The organism is Elioraea sp. Yellowstone, from assembly GCF_006704265.1.
GTDB lineage: Bacteria > Pseudomonadota > Alphaproteobacteria > Acetobacterales > Acetobacteraceae > Elioraea.
Genome location: NZ_VIKA01000022.1, coordinates 19,493 through 34,890 on the forward strand (window position 1 = coordinate 19,493; position 15,398 = coordinate 34,890).

The window sequence follows — 15,398 nt, forward strand, 5'->3', positions numbered from 1 at the left end:
CGGAGGTCATTCCTCCTTGTAGCGGTAGCCGATGCCGTAGAGGGTCTCGATCTGCGCGAAGCCGCTGTCGACCGCGCGGAACTTCTTGCGGATGCGCTTCACGTGGCTGTCGATCGTGCGGTCGTCGACGTAGATGTTCTCGCCATAGGCGGCGTCGATCAGCTGGTCGCGGCTCTTGACGATCCCCGGCCGCGCGGCGAGCGCCTTGACCAGCAGGAACTCGGTCACCGTGAGCTGCACCGGCTGGCCCTTCCAGGTGCAGAGATGGCGGTTCTCGTCCAGCGAGAGCGACCCGCGGACCATCACGCCGCCGGGCGGCTGGCCCGAACCCTCGCCGCGCGCGAGCTCGTTGCGGCGCAAGAGCGCGCGGATGCGCTCGATCACGAGGCGCTGGCTGAACGGCTTGGTGATGTAGTCGTCCGCGCCGAGCCTGAGACCCATCAGCTCGTCCACCTCCTCGTCCTTGGAGGTGAGGAAGATCACGGGCAGCGCCGTCTGCTTGCGCAGGCGCTGCAGGAGTTCGAGCCCGTCCATGCGCGGCATCTTGATGTCCAGCACGGCGAGATCGACCGGCTTGGTGGTGAGCCCATGCAACGCGCTCTCGCCGTCCGTATAGGTGCGGACCTGGTATCCCTCGGCCTCGAGCGTCATCGCGAGCGAGGTGAGGATGTTGCGGTCGTCGTCGACCAGGGCGATCGTCTGCGGCATCGGGGCCTCGACCAGTGGCGCGGGCTGGGTGGAGGCCTGGGCGGTCATCGCGGTCTGCATGGCCCCCAGGTTCGCGCGCCATTGTGGCCGATCTCGGACGGAACAGGAACGGATCATGGCACGCGCACCGGACAACGCAGCCCCCCCACCCGAGGTTGCAGCCCGCCGCCTGATCCGGGCTGCGAAGGAGGCGACGCTCGCGACCATGGCGGCAGGCGGCCAGCCCTTCGCCTCGCTGGTCACGCCGGCGACCGCGGGGGACCTTTCGGTGCTGCTCTGGCTCTCGCGGCTCTCCGCGCATACCCGCCATCTCGCAGCCGATCCGCGCTGCGCGCTGCTGTTCGCCGGCGCGGCGCGGGGCCCCAATCCGCAGCGCCGGCCGCGCGTGACGGTGACAGGCCTCGCCCAGCGGCCCGGCCCCGAGGAACGGGCCGCGCTGAAGGCCCGCTGGCTGGCGCGCCACCCCTATGCCGGGCCCTACGCCGAACTCGGCGACTTCGACCTCTGGCGGGTCGTGCCCCAGGAGGCGCTCTATGTCGGCGGGTTCGCGCTGGCGCGGCGGATCGCCGGCACGGCGCTGCGCCCGTCGGCCGAGGCGGTGGCCGCCCTCGCCGGCGCCGAGCCGGGCATCCTCGCCCATGTCAACGCCGACCATGCCGACGCGGTCGACGCCATCGCGCAGGGGCTGCTGCGCCGCCGTGGGACGGGCTGGCGCCTCGTGGCGGTGGACACCGACGGCTGCGACCTCGCGCGCGGGAACCAGGTGGTGCGTCTCGCGTTCTCCTCGCCGGTCGGCGACGCCGGCGGGGTGCGCGAGGCCCTGGTCCTGGCGGCGAGGCACGCCCGGGCACGGCTCAAAAACAAGCGGCTGTCGTGAAAATTTGTCATCTTTTGACCGCGTTCGCGCGCCAGCGTATCCAGGCGCCGATCCTGCCCGGCCGTCCCAGCCCATGAGAAACGACGCGAGGAGACGTTCATGTCCGCGCCTGTCCTCGACATCCCCGGTCTTGCCCCCACCGCGGCGGTGCGCGCCAACCTCTCGGCGCCCGCGCTGATCGAGCTCGCCGTCGCGCGCGGCGAGGGCCGGCTCGCCGCTTCCGGCGCGCTCGTGGTCAACACCGGCCAGCACACCGGTCGCAGCGCGCGCGACAAGTTCGTCGTCGAGGAGCCCTGCGCGCGCGACGAGATCGACTGGGGCGCGGTGAACCAGCCGCTCGCGCCCGAACGCTTCGCCGTCCTGCGCGGCCGCGTCGCCGCCCATCTCGGCGCCCGGCCGCTCTTCGTGCAGGACCTCTTCGCCGGTGCCGATCCCGCGCACCGGCTGCGGGTGCGCGTGATCACCACCGGCGCCTGGCACGCCCTGTTCGCGCGCAACATGTTCATCCGCCCCGCCGCCCGGGAGCGCGCCGGCTTCGTCCCCGACTGGACGATCCTGCACGCGCCCGAGTTCCGCGCCGACCCGGCGATCGACGGCACGCGCAGCGACTGCGCGATCGCGCTCTCCTTCGAACGGCGCGAGGTTGTGATCTGCGGCACCGGCTACGCGGGCGAGATCAAGAAGTCGATCTTCACCGTGATGAACCACGTCCTGCCCGCGCGCGGCGTGCTGCCGATGCACTGTTCGGCCAATGTCGGCGAGGCGGGCGACGTCGCGCTGTTCTTCGGCCTTTCCGGCACCGGCAAGACCACGCTCTCCTCCGATCCCGCGCGCCGGCTGGTCGGCGACGACGAGCACGGCTGGGCCGAGGGCGGCACCTTCAACGTCGAGGGCGGCTGCTACGCCAAGGTGATCCGCCTCGATCCCGAGGCCGAGCCGCAGATCTGGGCCGCGACGCACCGTTTCGGCACCGTGCTCGAGAACGTGGTGATGGACGAGGCGACCGGCGAACTCGACCTTGCCGATGCCCGCTTCACCGAGAACACGCGCGCCTGCTACCCGATCGAGTTCATCTCCGGCGTGCTGCCGGGCGGACGCACGGGCCAGCCGAAGCACGTCTTCATGCTCACCGCGGACGCCTTCGGCGTCCTGCCGCCGATCGCGAAGCTCACGCCGCAGCAGGCGATGTACCACTTCCTCTCCGGCTACACCGCGCGCGTCGCCGGTACCGAGAAGGGGCTCGGCAAGGAGCCGCAAGCGACGTTCTCCGCCTGCTTCGGCGCGCCCTTCCTGACACGCCCCGCCGCGGTGTACGGGCGGATGCTGCAGGACCTCATCGCGCGCCACCGCACCGCCTGCTGGCTCGTCAACACCGGCTGGACCGGCGGCCGGCACGGCGCGGGGCGGCGCATGAGCATCCGCGACACGCGCGCGCTGCTCGCCGCCGCGCTCGACGGCAGCCTCGCGCGCGCCGAGATGCGCACCGATCCGTTCTTCGGCCTCAGCGTGCCGACCGCCTGCCCGGGCATCGATCCGAAGCTGCTCGACCCGCGCGCGACCTGGGCCGACCCGGTCGCCTACGACGCCGCCGCGCGCGACCTCGTCGCCCGCTTCGAGCGGAACTTCGCCGCCTTCGCCGCCGAGGTGGACGACGGCGTGCGCCAGGCCGCGATCCGCGCGGCGGCCTGAACGGCGCTCAGGGCTCCGCCGCCAGGCGGAAGCGCGAGGCCACGAGGGGGTCCGCCAGCGCGGCGGGATCGACGCGCGTGCTGCGCACCTCGACGCGATCGAACCACGGCGCCGCGCCCTGCGCGCGACGCAAGAAGAGCCGATGCAGCGCCGTCGCCAGCGCGGCGCGCGGTGCGCAGCACGGGCAGGCGGCGGCATGGCCCGCACGACCGGGCGCGAGGCGCTCGATCAGAGGGTGCGACCGCGGAACGAGCGCGCTCCACTCCACCACCAGTGCCGTACCGGGCGGCGGGCCGCCGGGCGCGGGGGGGACGATCCTCACAGGGATCCGGTCGTCGGACATTGCGCGAACAGCACCGTGGGGGATGACGGTCATCCCCCCTGCGCGGGGTCGCTCCGGTCAGCGCAAGGCGGCGTTGATCTTCTCCAGCGCCGCCGCCCCTGGGCAGAGCGCGGCATCGTCGAGACGGTTCAGCGGCGTGGCCACCGTGCCGAGGCGCCGATGCAGGTCCTCGGCCTCGGCATTGACGTACAGGAGCCCCGTGACGATCTCGCCCATCGCCCGGTGGCGCGCGAGATAGGTCATCGCCGCCACGCGATCCGTCGGGTCGTGGTCCTCGTGCCGCTTGCGCAGGCGCAGCACCGACCCGTCATGCTGTGTCACCTCGACGAGCTCGCCCGGCGCATAGGACGCCGTGATCTCGCTGCGATCGAAGAACACGTCCAGCCGGTTCACCGCCTCGTTGTGCTCGCGCACATAGTCGTAGCTCTTGGTGCTGCCATCGTGGTTGTTGAATGCCACGCACGGGCTGATGCAGTCGATGAAGGCGACCCCGCCATGCGTGAGCGCGCCCTTGATCAGCGGCACGAGCTGCTCCTTGTCGCCCGAGAAGCTGCGCGCGACATAGGTCGCGCCGAGCTCGATCGCGAGCGCGACGAGGTCGATCGGCTGGTCGGCGTTCACCGTCCCCCGCTTCGCCTTCGAGCCCTTGTCGGAGGTGGCCGAGAACTGGCCCTTGGTCAGGCCGTAGACGCCGTTGTTCTCGACGATGTAGGTCATGTTCACCCCGCGGCGCATCAGATGCATGAACTGGCCGATGCCGATGTTCGCGCTGTCGCCGTCGCCCGAGACGCCGAGATAGACCAGCTCGCGATTGGCGAGGTTGGCGCCCGTCAGCACCGAGGGCATGCGCCCGTGCACCGAGTTGAAGCCGTGGCTCGCGCCGAGGAAGTAGTCCGGCGTCTTCGAGGAACAGCCGATGCCCGAGAGCTTCGCCACGCGGTGCGGCGCGATGCCGAGCTCCCACATCGCCTGGATGATCGCGGCACTGATCGAGTCGTGCCCGCACCCGGCGCAGAGCGTGGAGATCGAGCCCTCGTAGTCGCGCCGCGTGAGGCCGAGCGCGTTGACCGGCAGCTTGGGGTGATGCAGGGCAGGCTTCAGGTAGCTCATGACACGGTCTTCCGCAGCGGCACCACGTCGAGCGAGCGGGCCTGGCGGCCGATCGCGGTGCGGATGAAGCGGGCGGTGATCGGCGTGCCGTCGTAGTGAAGGATCGGCACCAGCCTGGCGGGATCGATCCCGCATTCGGTCGTGATCAGCGTGCGTAGCTGCGCGTCGCGGTTCTGCTCCACCACGAACACCGTCTCGTGCGCCTCGATGAACCGCACCACGTCGTCATGGAACGGGAAGGCGCGCACGCGCAGCGCGTCGAGATGCACCCCGTCCTCCTCGAGTCCGGCCAGCGCCTCGCGCATCGGCGCGGCGGTGCTGCCGTAGTGGATCACGCCGTAGGGGGTGGCGCGGCCGGCCTTGCGCTCCACCGGCCGCGGCACCAGCGACTTCGCCGTCTCGAACTTCCTGAGCAGGCGCTGCATGTTGTCGACATAGGCCGCGCCCTGCTCGGTGTACCGCGCGAAGCGGTCGCGCGAGGTGCCGCGCGTGAAGAACGCGCCCTTCGAGGGATGCGTGCCGGGATAGGTGCGGTAGGGGATGCCGTCGCCGTCCACGTCGAGATAGCGGCCGAAGACCGCGCCCGCCTCCAGCATCTCGGCGGTCATCACCTTGCCGCGGTCCATCCGCCGCGCATCGTCCCAGGCGAAGGGCTCGCACAGCCAGTCGTTCATGCCGATGTCGAGATCGAGCATGACGAAGATCGTGGTCTGCAGCCGGTCGGCGAGGTCGAAGGCGGCTGCGCCGAACTCGAAGCACTCGCGCGGGTCCTCGGGCAGCAGCAGCACGTGCTTGGTGTCGCCATGGCCGGCATAGGCCGCGGCGAGGATGTCGGCCTGCTGCGTGCGCGTCGGCATCCCCGTCGAGGGGCCGGCGCGCTGCACGTCGAAGATCACCGCCGGGACCTCGGCGAAGTAGGAGAGGCCGACGAACTCCTGCATCAGCGAGACGCCTGGCCCAGAGGTCGCGGTGAAGGCGCGCGCGCCGTTCCATCCTGCGCCGATCACGATGCCGATGCTCGCGAGCTCGTCCTCGGCCTGCACGATCGCGTAGCGCTTGCGCCCGTCGGGATCGGTGCGGAAGCGCCGGCAGTGGCGCTCGAAGGCCTCCGCGAGCGAGGTCGAAGGCGTGATCGGGTACCAGGCGCACACGGTCGCCCCGCCATAGAGCGCGCCGAGCGCCGCGGCCGAGTTGCCGTCCACGTAGATGCGGTTGCCCACCGCGTCGGCTGGCTCCAGCCTGAGCCCGATCGGCGGCAGGTTGGCCGCCGCCCAGTCGCGGCCCATGTGGAACGCCTCGCGGTTCGCGCCGGCGAGGCGCTCCTTGCCCTTGTACTGCTCGGCGAGCAGCTGCTCGACCTTCGCCGGATCGATGCCGAGCAGGTGCGAGAGCGCGCCCACGTACATGATGTTCTTGAACAGTTGCCGCTGGCGCGCGTCCGTGTAGCGGGCGTTGCACATCTCGGTCAGCGGCACGCCGAGCACGGTGACATCGTCGCGGAACCTGCTCCTCGGCAGCGTCTTGGTGCTGTCGTAGAGCAGGTAGCCGCCCGGCTCGATCTCGGCGATGTCGCGATCCCAGGTCTGCGGGTTCATTGCCACCGCCATGTCGACCCCGCCGCGCCGCCCGAGATGGCCCGCGCCGCTGACGCGCACCTCGAACCAGGTCGGCAGGCCCTGGATGTTCGAGGGGAAGATGTTGCGCGAGGCGATCGGGATGCCCATGCGCAGGATCGACTTCGCGAACAGCTGGTTGGCCGAGGCCGAACCGGAGCCGTTGACGTTCGCGAACTTGACGACGAAGTCGTTGACGGCCGTCAGCGTCTGCATGCGTGCGCCCCGCTCGCGTAGGTCTTCGCGGTTTCCAGGTAGAACTTCTGCATGTCCCATGCGCCGGTGGGGCAGCGTTCCGCGCACAGGCCGCAGTGCAGGCAGACGTCCTCATCCTTCACCATCACCCGGCCGGTCTTCAAACCGTCGGCGAGGTAGAGATCCTGATCGGGGTTGATCGCCGGCGCCTTCAGCCGCGTGCGCAGCTCGTCCTCGGGGCCGTTCTCGGTGAAGGTGATGCAGTCGGTCGGGCAGATGTCCACGCAGCCGTCGCACTCGATGCAGAGCTTCGCGTCGAACACGGTCTGCACGTCGCAGTTGAGGCAGCGTTCCGCCTCCTTGTAGGCGAGGTCGCGGTCGTAGCCGAGCTCCACCTCGACGCGGATGTCGCGCAGCGCGATCCGCTCCTCGACATGCGGCACCTTGTAGCGGAGGTCGATCGAGACGTCGTTGTCGTAGCTCCACTCGTGGATGCCCATCTTCTGGCTGGACATGCGCACATGCGGGTCGGGCCGCGCGTGCACGTCCTCGCCGCGGCAGAACAGGTCGATCGAGATCGCGACCTCGTGGCCGTGCGCCACCGCCCAGATGATGTTCTTCGGCCCGAACGCCGCGTCGCCGCCGAAGAACACGCTCGGCAGCGTCGATTGCAGCGTCACCGGGTCGAGCTTCGGCAGTCCCCGGCGGTCGAACGCGATCCCGATGTCGCGCTCGATCCAGGGGAAGGCGTTCTCCTGGCCGATCGCCACCAGCACGTCGTCGCACGCGAAGGTCACCTCCGGCTCACCGGTGGGGACGAGGGTGCGCCGCCCCTCGGCGTCGTGCTCGGCCTTCACCTTCTCGAACACCATCCCGGCGAGCCGGCCGTTCTCGTGCAGCACGCGCTTCGGCACCAGCCAGTTGAGGATCGGGATGCCCTCGCGCATCGCGTCCTCCTTCTCCCACGGCGACGCTTTCATCTCCTCGAAGCCGGAGCGGACGATCACCTTCACGTCCTCGCCGCCCAGCCGGCGCGCGGAGCGGCAGCAGTCCATCGCCGTGTTGCCGCCGCCCAGCACCAGCACGCGCCTGCCGATCCGCTCGATGTGGCCGAACGAGACCTTCGCCAGCCACTCGATGCCGATATGGATGTTCGCTGCGGCCTCCTTGCGCCCGGGCACGTCGAGATCGCGGCCGCGCGGCGCGCCGCAGCCGACGAACACCGCGTCGTAGCCTTCAGCGAGCAACGCCTTCAGGCTCTGCACGCGATGATTGTAGTGCGTGACCACGCCGCCGCGCCCGGTGATGTAGCCCACCTCCTCCTCAATCACGCTCTCGGGCAGGCGGAAGCGCGGGATCTGGGTCCACATGAACCCCCCGCCCTTGGCCTCGGAATCGTAGATGTGGACCTCGTAGCCGATGAGGGCGAGATCGCGCGCCACCGTCAGGCTTGCCGGGCCGGCGCCGACGCAGGCGATGCGCTTGCCGTTCTTCAGTGCCGGCACGGGCGGCATCCGGCGCAGCACCTCGTCCTTGTTGTCGGCGGCCACGCGCTTCAGCCGGCAGATCGCCACCGGCTCCGCCTCCACCCGGCCGCGGCGGCAGGCCGGCTCGCAGGGGCGGTCGCAGGTCCGCCCGAGGATGCCGGGGAAGACGTTGGAGTGCCAGTTGATCATGTAGGCGTCGGTGTAGCGCCCCGCCGCGATCAGCCGGATGTATTCCGGCACGGGGGTATGCGCCGGGCACGCCCACTGGCAGTCCACCACCTTGTGGAAGTGGGTGGGGGTGTTGAGGTCGGTCGGCTTCAAGCGCTTCCTCCGCGCCCCGCGACGGTTGCGCCGCGAAGGCCTTATCGCGTTCCGCAGGGATCATCATGGGGGCAGACCGGCGCGGCGACAACCGCGCGCGGCTCCGTCGCACCAGCACCGGACGGCGAGGGGCCGTCCGGCGCAAGGGGGCCTGCCGGCGGGCTCCCTTCCGCGCATCGGCGGATGGCCGCAGACTGGCCTGACACAGTGGGAGAGGGAGCGCCGACGTGGCCATCGTCCACCGCACGCAGAACTGGACCATCACCAAGCCGCACGCGACCGGCCGCAAGGGCATGGTCGTCGCGCAGGCGCGCACGGCGGCCGAGGCCGGCGTCGCCATGCTCGAGGCGGGGGGCAGCGCGGCGGATGCCGCGGTCGCCACGGCCTTCGCCCTCGCCGCGGTCGAGCCCTGGAACTCCGGGCTGGGCGGGATCGGCTTCGCGCTCGTCCATCCCGCGGGAGAGGCGGCCAGGGTGGTGGATTTCGGTCCGGTCTCGCCGCGCCGCCTCGATCCTCGCCTGTTCCCGATCGTCAGCGGCCATTCCGAACACCTGTTCGCCTGGCCGAACGTGCAGGACGAGCGCAACGTGCACGGCCCGCTCTCGGTGGTGATCCCCTCGGCGGTGGCCGGCTATGCCGAACTCCACCGGCGCTGGGGCCGGCTGCCGCTCAAGGAGGTGCTCGCCCCGGCGATCGCGCTCGCCAGGGCCGGGCTGCCGGCCGACTGGGTCACCGCCCTGAAACTTGCCTCCGCCGCGCGCGACCTGCGCCGCTATGCCGAGAGCGCGCGCCTCTACCTGCCGGAGGGCCTGCCGCCGGCGCCGCCCTATGTCGGTCCGCCGAAGCGGCTCGTGCTCGGCAACCTGCCGGCGACCCTCGAGCGCCTGGCCGAGGCGGGGCCCGAGGACTTCTATCGCGGCGAGATCGCCGCAGCGATCGCGGCCGACATGGCGGAGCACGGCGGCGTGCTGGATGCCGCCGATCTCGCCGGCTGTGCCGCGCGCCTGACCGAGCCGAGCCTCTCCCCCTGGCGCGACCGGGTGATCCAGGGCGCGGGCGGGCTCACCGCGGCGCCGACCATGCAGCGCGTGCTCGACCACCTCGCCGGCGCGCGCTTCGGCCGCACCCCGGACGCCGCCTTCTTCGCCGCCTTCGCCGCCGCGATGCAGCGCGCCTATGGCGAACGCCTCGCCGGCCTCGGCGACACCACCGGCGCGAATCCGCGCGCGGCCGAGGCCTGCACGACGCACCTGACCGCCGTGGATGGCGACGGGACGATGGTGTCGATGACGACGACGCTCCTCTCCTCCATGGGCAGCCGGATGGTGCTGCCGCGCACCGGCATCCTGATGAACAACGGCGTGTTCTGGTTCGATCCGCGCCCCGGCCGGCCGAACAGCATCGGCCCGGCGAAGCGCCCGCTCTGCAACATGAGCCCGGTGATCGTGACGAAGGACGGCCGGGCGGAGATCGCCGCCGGCGCCTCCGGCGGGCGGCGCATCCTCGCCGCCGTGCTGCAGATGCTGCTGTTCGTGCTCGAGTTCGGCATGGATCCGGTGGCGGCCGCGCATCATCCGCGCATCGACGTCAGCGGCGAGACCGGTGTCGCGGCCGATCCGCGCCTGCCGGCCGACGTGCTGGCGGTGCTGCGCGAAGAGTTCGGCGCCACGGAGGTCGAGCACACGGTGATGCCGGTGAACTACGCCTGTCCGAACCTGATCGCGATCGCGCCGGACGGCACGCGCACCGGCATCAGCGATGTGGCCAGTCCGTGGAGCGCCGCGGTCGCCCAGGCCTGACCGGCCGTCCGGGAGGGGTGGCGTCAGCGCCCCTTGGGCGTCAGCCCCGCCTGTTCGGCGCACCAGCGCGCCACCTCTTCGTGTGTGCCGAACCACACGCCCGGCTTCGCCTTCATGTAGGCGACCAGCCGGTCGAGCAGCGGCAGGCGCGAGCGGTGGCCGATCACGTGCGGATGCATGGTGAGGAGGAACATGCCGCCCTCCTCGTAGGCGCCGTCGAACTCGGCGCGGAAGATCTCCTCCACCGCGGAGGGCGGCGTGTAGGGGCGCAGCGCCGAGAACCGAACCATGTTGAAGTAGACCGCATCGTCGCGGATCCACTCGGGCGGCAGCTCGACGATCCCCGTCGGCTCGCCGTCGGCGACCAGCTCGTAGGCGTCGTCGTCCGCCATCAGGCTGGAGTCGTAGAGCAGGCCGAGCTCGCGGATGATCGACAGGGTCGCGGTCGAGAAGTCCCACGAGGCGGTGCGCATGCCGACGGGCCGACGGCCGGCGATCCTCTCCAGCGTGTCGGCGGCGCGGAAGGTGAGGTCGCGCTCCGCCGCGGCGGGCAGGGTGGTGTTCGCCTCGTGGATCCAGGAGTGGATGCCGATCTCGTGGCCTTCGCCGGCGACCGCGCGCACCTCGTCGGGATAGAGCAGCGCCGAGACCGCCGGATAGAAGAAGGTGGCGCGCACGCCGTGCCGGTCGAGCAGGCGGCGGATGCGCGGGATCGCCTGGCGGCTGCCGTACTGGCCCTGGCTGATGCGCATCGGGCTCTCGTCAGCGTCGCGCAGCGGGATCGTGTCGTGATCGGCGTCGAAGGAGAGCGTGACGCAGCAGCGCGCCCCGCCGGGCCACGCGGCGGGGCGGAGCGACCGGCCGGCGCGCGCGCGGCCGACGATGCCGCGCCACACCTCCTCGGGCCACTGCCAGGGCTGGCCGTGCTTGCGCGTCGTCTCGGTCTCGGGCATCGCTCGCCTCCTCGTGTCGCACCCGCGCGACGATGTCCCGTTGCCGGCGCGCCCGCAAGCCGCCACCGTGCGACGCGCCTTGCGGAGAAACGACACGCATGACCGATCTCGCCACCCTGTCCGCCGCCGCGCTGGTCGCAGGCTATGCGCGCGGGGCGTTCTCGCCGCGCGAGGTGATCCGCGCCTGCCTCGAACGCATCGCCCGCCACGAGCCGCTGCTCAACGCGATGGTGCTGGTGGACGAGGCGGGTGCCGAGCGTGCCGCGGCGGAGAGCGAGCGGCGCTGGCTCGCCGGCCGCCCGCTCGGCCCGCTCGACGGCGTGCCGGCGACGGTCAAGGATCTGATCGATCTCGCAGGCTTCCCCACCCGGCGTGGCAGCCGCGTCACCGATCCCGCGCCGGTCACGCACGATGCGCCATCGGTGGTCGGGCTGAAGTCGGCCGGCGCGGTGATCCTCGGCAAGACCACGACGACGGAGTTCGGCTGGAAGTCGCCCGGCGACTGCCCGCTGAACGGGGTCACGCGCAATCCGTGGAACACGGCGGCCACGCCGGGCGGATCCTCGTCGGGCGCGGGCGCGGCCTGCGCGGCGGGGTACGGGCCGTTGCATGTCGGCACCGATGCCGGCGGGTCGATCCGCATTCCCGCCGCCTGGTGCGGCATCGTCGGGCTGAAGCCGAGCTTCGGCCGGGTGCCGCAATGGCCGCTCGGCGCCTTCGCCACCGTCGCGGTGGCCGGGCCGATGACGCGCAGCGTGGCGGACGCGGCCCTGATGCTGGGGGCGATGGCCCGCTTCGACTGGCGCGACCCCTTCGCGCTGCCCGATCCCCCCGCGGACTGGCCCGGACGCATCGAGCCGGAGGTCGCCGGGCTGCGCATCGCCGTGGTGCGTCGGCTCGGCTTCGCCCCGCCGGCCGACGCGGCCGCCTGGGCCGCGGTCGAACGCGCTGCCGCCGCGCTCGACGAACGCGGCGCGATCGTCGAGGAGGCGGATCCCGATCTGCCCGACACGCGCGCGGTGTTCGTGCAGGTGTGGTCGAACGCGCTCGCCCGCCTGGTCGACGCGCTGCCCGAGGAGAAGCGCGCGCTGCTCGATCCGGGGCTCGCGGCGCTGGCGCAGCGCGCCCAGCCGATCTCGGCGCGCGCGTATCTCGCCGTGCAGGCCGCGACGATCGAGACCGCGCACGGCATGGCACGGTTCCACCGCCGGTTCGATGCGCTGCTGTGTCCGGCCGTGCCGCAGGCCGCGCTGCCGGCGGACGCGCCGCTGATCGCCCCGGAGGAGGATCTCTGGCAGCGCTGGGCGCCCTGGACCTTCGCCTTCAACCTCTCGCGCCAGCCGGCGATGACGGTGCCGACGGGTCTCGATGCCGATGGCCTGCCGCGCGCGGTGCAGGTCGCCGCGCCGCTCTACGCCGATGCGCTCGCGCTGCGCGTCGCCGCTGCGATCGAGGCCGCGCTCGGCCCGCCGCCGCTGGCGCCGTGCTAGGGCAGATCGCATGCGGTTGGGATCGGCCGCAGGCGTGAACATGCTCGCAAGGACAGGCTGGAGCGGTTTCCACTCATGCGGAGACCGCTCCAAGCCCCTTCAAGGGATCGCCGCAGTCTCGCAGCACCACCGGTTCGATCGCTCCGGACCGTGCCGCGACCCGGCCGATCACCGCCGCGCAGCCATATCCGGCCGCGCGCAGTGCGGCGACGCAGGACTCGGCGCTGTCGGCCGGCACGCCGGCCAGAAGCCCGCCCGCCGTCTGCGGATCGAACAGCAGCGGATAGAGCGGCAGCACCTCCGCCGCGGCGAGTTCGCGCACCGCCCGGCGCAGACGGAGGTTCTGCGGCTGCAGCGAGGAGAACACCCGGCGCGCCACCATCTCGCGCGCACCCTCGAGCACGGGGATGCGCTCGATCACGAGATGCGCATCGACACCGCTCGCACGCGTCATCTCAAGCAGATGGCCGAGCAGGCCGAAGCCGGTGACGTCGGTCATGGCGGTGGCGCCATGTGCGGCGAGGAGCGCCGCCGCGCGGCGGTTCGAGACGCACATCTGCGCGATCGCCGCCTCGACCCAGCGCGCGCGTGCGACCCCGCGCATCTGGCCGGCGAGCAGTGCGCCGGTGCCGATCGGCTTGGTGAGCACCAGCGCATCACCCGGCCGGAGCCCGCCCTTGCGCAGCATGCGGTCGCGCGCGACCAGTCCGTTCACCGCGAAGCCGAGCGCGAGTTCCGCGCCCTCGCTCGTGTGCCCGCCCACCAGCGCGCAAGCGGCCTCGCGCAGCACCGCGTTCGCGCCCGCCATCATCGCCGCGAGATCCGCCTCGACCTTCGCCTCGCGCCCATAGGGCAGGGTCGCGATCGCAAGCGCCGTATGCGGCTCGGCCCCCATGGCGTAGAGGTCGCCGAGCGCGTGGTTGGCGGCGATCATGCCGAAGCGGAACGGATCGTCGATGATGGCGCGGAAATGGTCGACCGAGTGCACCGCAAGGCGCGGGCCGCCCGTGTCCACCACCGCGGCGTCGTCCGGCGCGTCGAGCCCGACCAGCACATCCGGGTTCGGTGCCGGCTCGAGCGCCTCGAGGACGCGCGCGAGCACGGTCGGGCCGATCTTGGCGCCGCAGCCGCCGCAGCGCATCGCGATCGCCGGGATCTCCCGCAGCGCCTCGGTGTCGGCGAGCGGTAGGGCAGGACCGGCGGCGCGCTCCGCCATCTCGGGCAGGTCGTTGAAGCGGCGCATGAAGCGGCGGTCGATCCTGTCCTTCCAGCGCCATACCCAGGCGCCCGCGACGGTGATGCCGTTGCGTGTGGCGATCGCATAGGGCTCGCCGGTCCCGACGATGGAGAGCGCGTCGCGCTGCGGACGGTAGCGGCGCAGCCGGCCACCGGCGAGCGCGGCACGGATGTTGTCCGCCAGCACCGGCCCCGCGCGCACCGAATAGACGCCCGAGCGCGGGATCGATGCGGGGTCGAAGGCGATCGTGTCGCCGGCGGCGAAGACGTCCTCGCGGCCGATCGCGCGCAAGGTCGCGTCGACGCGGAGGAAGCCGCGCGCATCGACCGCCAGCCCCGTCTCGGCGATCCAGCGCGCGGGCGCGGCCTCGGTGGTCCAGAGGATCTCGTCGGCGGCGAGACGCGTACCGCCCTCCCCGAGCACCACCGCGCCGGCCTCGACCGCCGTGACGTCCATGCCCTCGTGCACGGCGATGCGCCGGGCGGACAGAACGGAGGCAAAACGCCTTCGGAACGCGCCGGGGAACCGCGGCAGGAGTCCGTCGATCCCGGTGACCAGGGTGAAGCGCAGCGCCGCATCGTCGCCGCCGGCCGCGGCGAGCTCGCGTCGCAGCCGGCGCTCGACCGAGAGCAGCAGTTCCACCCCGCCCGCGCCGCCGCCCACCAGCAGCACGTGGCGCGACCGTCCGGCCAGCACGCGCGCCTTCAGCGCCGCGAAGCGCGCGAGGAACCCGTCGATCGGCTTGACCGGGATCGCGTGCGCCTCCGCGCCCGGCACGTCTCCGGTATTGGGCCGCGAGCCGATGTTGATGGAGAGCAGGTCGTAGGGCACGGGCGGGCGGTGCCGGCAGAGCACGTGCCGGCGTGCGAGGTCGAGCCCGACCACCTCGTCGGGATAGAGCCGCGCGGCGGCGAAGCGCGCGAGCGGTCCGGTGTCGATATGCGCCTCGTCGAACGCGTAGTGGCCCGCGATCAGGCCGGGCAGCATCCCGGAATAGGGCGTGTGCAGCTCGCGCGTGATCAGGGTGAGGCGTACGCCCTCGAGCGGGCGCATGCCGAAGCGGCGCAGCACCTGGACGTGCGCATGGCCTGCGCCGACCAGCACGACATCCTTGACGACAGGCCCCGTCGCCCCGCGCATCACCGTGCCTCCGTCTGCAGGTCGGCGGACGGCAGCCCGGCTGGCCGTCGATCCCGCGCCGCCGCCCCCGCCTGCGCGAGCGCGCCTCGATTGCCCCGTCCTCGCGGCGGGCAGGCGCACGCCCGCCGAGAATGCCCGACACGGGTCGATCGCGCACCGCGATTCTCGTGGCGGCAGGGCGGTGATGCCGATCGCCGCCGCCCTCGTCCCTCCGCTTCGCCGCACCCGCCTTGCGTGGGAGCCGGAGCGACGGCCGGCAGCGTGCCAGGTGCAGTTCCGACCCGTGGCAACCCGCTCGGGGTTTCCTGGTGCGCATGTTCACCCGATCGGGCGCGTCCGGCGGATCGGAATGGTCGCTAGGACACCTCGAAAAACCCGCTGATCGGGCGCTGCTGAGGGGCTGTTGATGGCGCCGTTGAATGCGGACCGGCCGTTT

General features: G+C 72.1%; 11 protein-coding genes. 4 read left to right on the forward strand and 7 right to left on the reverse strand.

What is annotated here, in order from left to right; genetic code table 11:
• Nucleotides 1–6 precede the first annotated feature (6 nt).
• A complete protein-coding gene (locus FK498_RS05520; protein WP_141852388.1) occupies nt 7–708 on the reverse strand; it encodes a response regulator transcription factor in 702 nt (233 codons plus the stop codon).
• Nucleotides 709–823: 115 nt separating this feature from the next.
• Here FK498_RS05520 and FK498_RS05525 point away from each other — a divergent pair, with 115 nt between their 5' ends.
• The gene (locus FK498_RS05525) at nt 824–1,585 is read left to right on the forward strand and encodes a HugZ family protein (protein ID WP_141852361.1); all 762 of its coding nucleotides are present in this window, start codon (nt 824–826) and stop codon (nt 1,583–1,585) included.
• Nucleotides 1,586–1,684: 99 nt separating this feature from the next.
• The gene (gene pckA / locus FK498_RS05530) at nt 1,685–3,274 is read left to right on the forward strand and encodes a phosphoenolpyruvate carboxykinase (ATP) (RefSeq protein ID WP_141852363.1); all 1,590 of its coding nucleotides are present in this window, start codon (nt 1,685–1,687) and stop codon (nt 3,272–3,274) included.
• A 7-nt stretch (nt 3,275–3,281) separates the two neighbouring features.
• Here the strand turns inward: pckA and FK498_RS05535 are convergent, their stop codons facing one another.
• The 4 genes from FK498_RS05535 to FK498_RS05550 all read right to left on the reverse strand — a co-directional run bounded on the left by FK498_RS05535 (nt 3,282) and on the right by FK498_RS05550 (nt 8,343).
• Complete coding sequence (locus tag FK498_RS05535) at nt 3,282–3,596, reverse strand: hypothetical protein (RefSeq protein WP_141852365.1); 315 nt, start codon at nt 3,594–3,596, stop codon at nt 3,282–3,284.
• Between the two features lie 78 nt (nt 3,597–3,674).
• A complete protein-coding gene (locus tag FK498_RS05540) occupies nt 3,675–4,727 on the reverse strand; it encodes a 2-oxoacid:ferredoxin oxidoreductase subunit beta (protein WP_141852368.1) in 1,053 nt (350 codons plus the stop codon).
• Nucleotides 4,724–6,556, reverse strand: coding sequence for a 2-oxoacid:acceptor oxidoreductase subunit alpha (locus FK498_RS05545; protein WP_141852370.1), 1,833 nt, complete (start codon nt 6,554–6,556; stop codon nt 4,724–4,726). The genes FK498_RS05540 and FK498_RS05545 overlap by 4 nt, the downstream gene beginning before the upstream one ends.
• Nucleotides 6,544–8,343, reverse strand: a complete 1,800-nt coding sequence (locus FK498_RS05550) for an FAD-dependent oxidoreductase (protein ID WP_141852372.1) — start codon at nt 8,341–8,343, stop codon at nt 6,544–6,546. Before FK498_RS05550 ends, FK498_RS05545 begins: the two co-directional genes overlap by 13 nt.
• A 227-nt stretch (nt 8,344–8,570) precedes the next feature.
• Here FK498_RS05550 and FK498_RS05555 point away from each other — a divergent pair, with 227 nt between their 5' ends.
• Nucleotides 8,571–10,142 carry a gamma-glutamyltransferase gene (locus tag FK498_RS05555; protein ID WP_141852374.1) on the forward strand — a complete coding sequence of 524 codons (1,572 nt, stop codon included), beginning with the start codon at nt 8,571–8,573 and terminating at the stop codon, nt 10,140–10,142.
• A gap of 23 nt (nt 10,143–10,165) precedes the next feature.
• On the opposite strand, the gene FK498_RS05560 is transcribed toward FK498_RS05555, so the two are convergent.
• Entirely contained in the window at nt 10,166–11,095 is a 930-nt protein-coding gene (locus FK498_RS05560; RefSeq protein ID WP_141852376.1) for a polysaccharide deacetylase, read from the reverse strand.
• 98 nt (nt 11,096–11,193) lie between these two features.
• Between FK498_RS05560 and FK498_RS05565 the strand changes: the two genes are divergently transcribed.
• A complete protein-coding gene (locus FK498_RS05565; RefSeq protein WP_141852378.1) occupies nt 11,194–12,585 on the forward strand; it encodes an amidase in 1,392 nt (463 codons plus the stop codon).
• A 73-nt stretch (nt 12,586–12,658) separates the two neighbouring features.
• Here the strand turns inward: FK498_RS05565 and selD are convergent, their stop codons facing one another.
• A complete protein-coding gene (gene selD / locus FK498_RS05570) occupies nt 12,659–14,962 on the reverse strand; it encodes a selenide, water dikinase SelD (RefSeq protein WP_141852380.1) in 2,304 nt (767 codons plus the stop codon).
• Between the last annotated feature and the right edge of the window lie 436 nt (nt 14,963–15,398).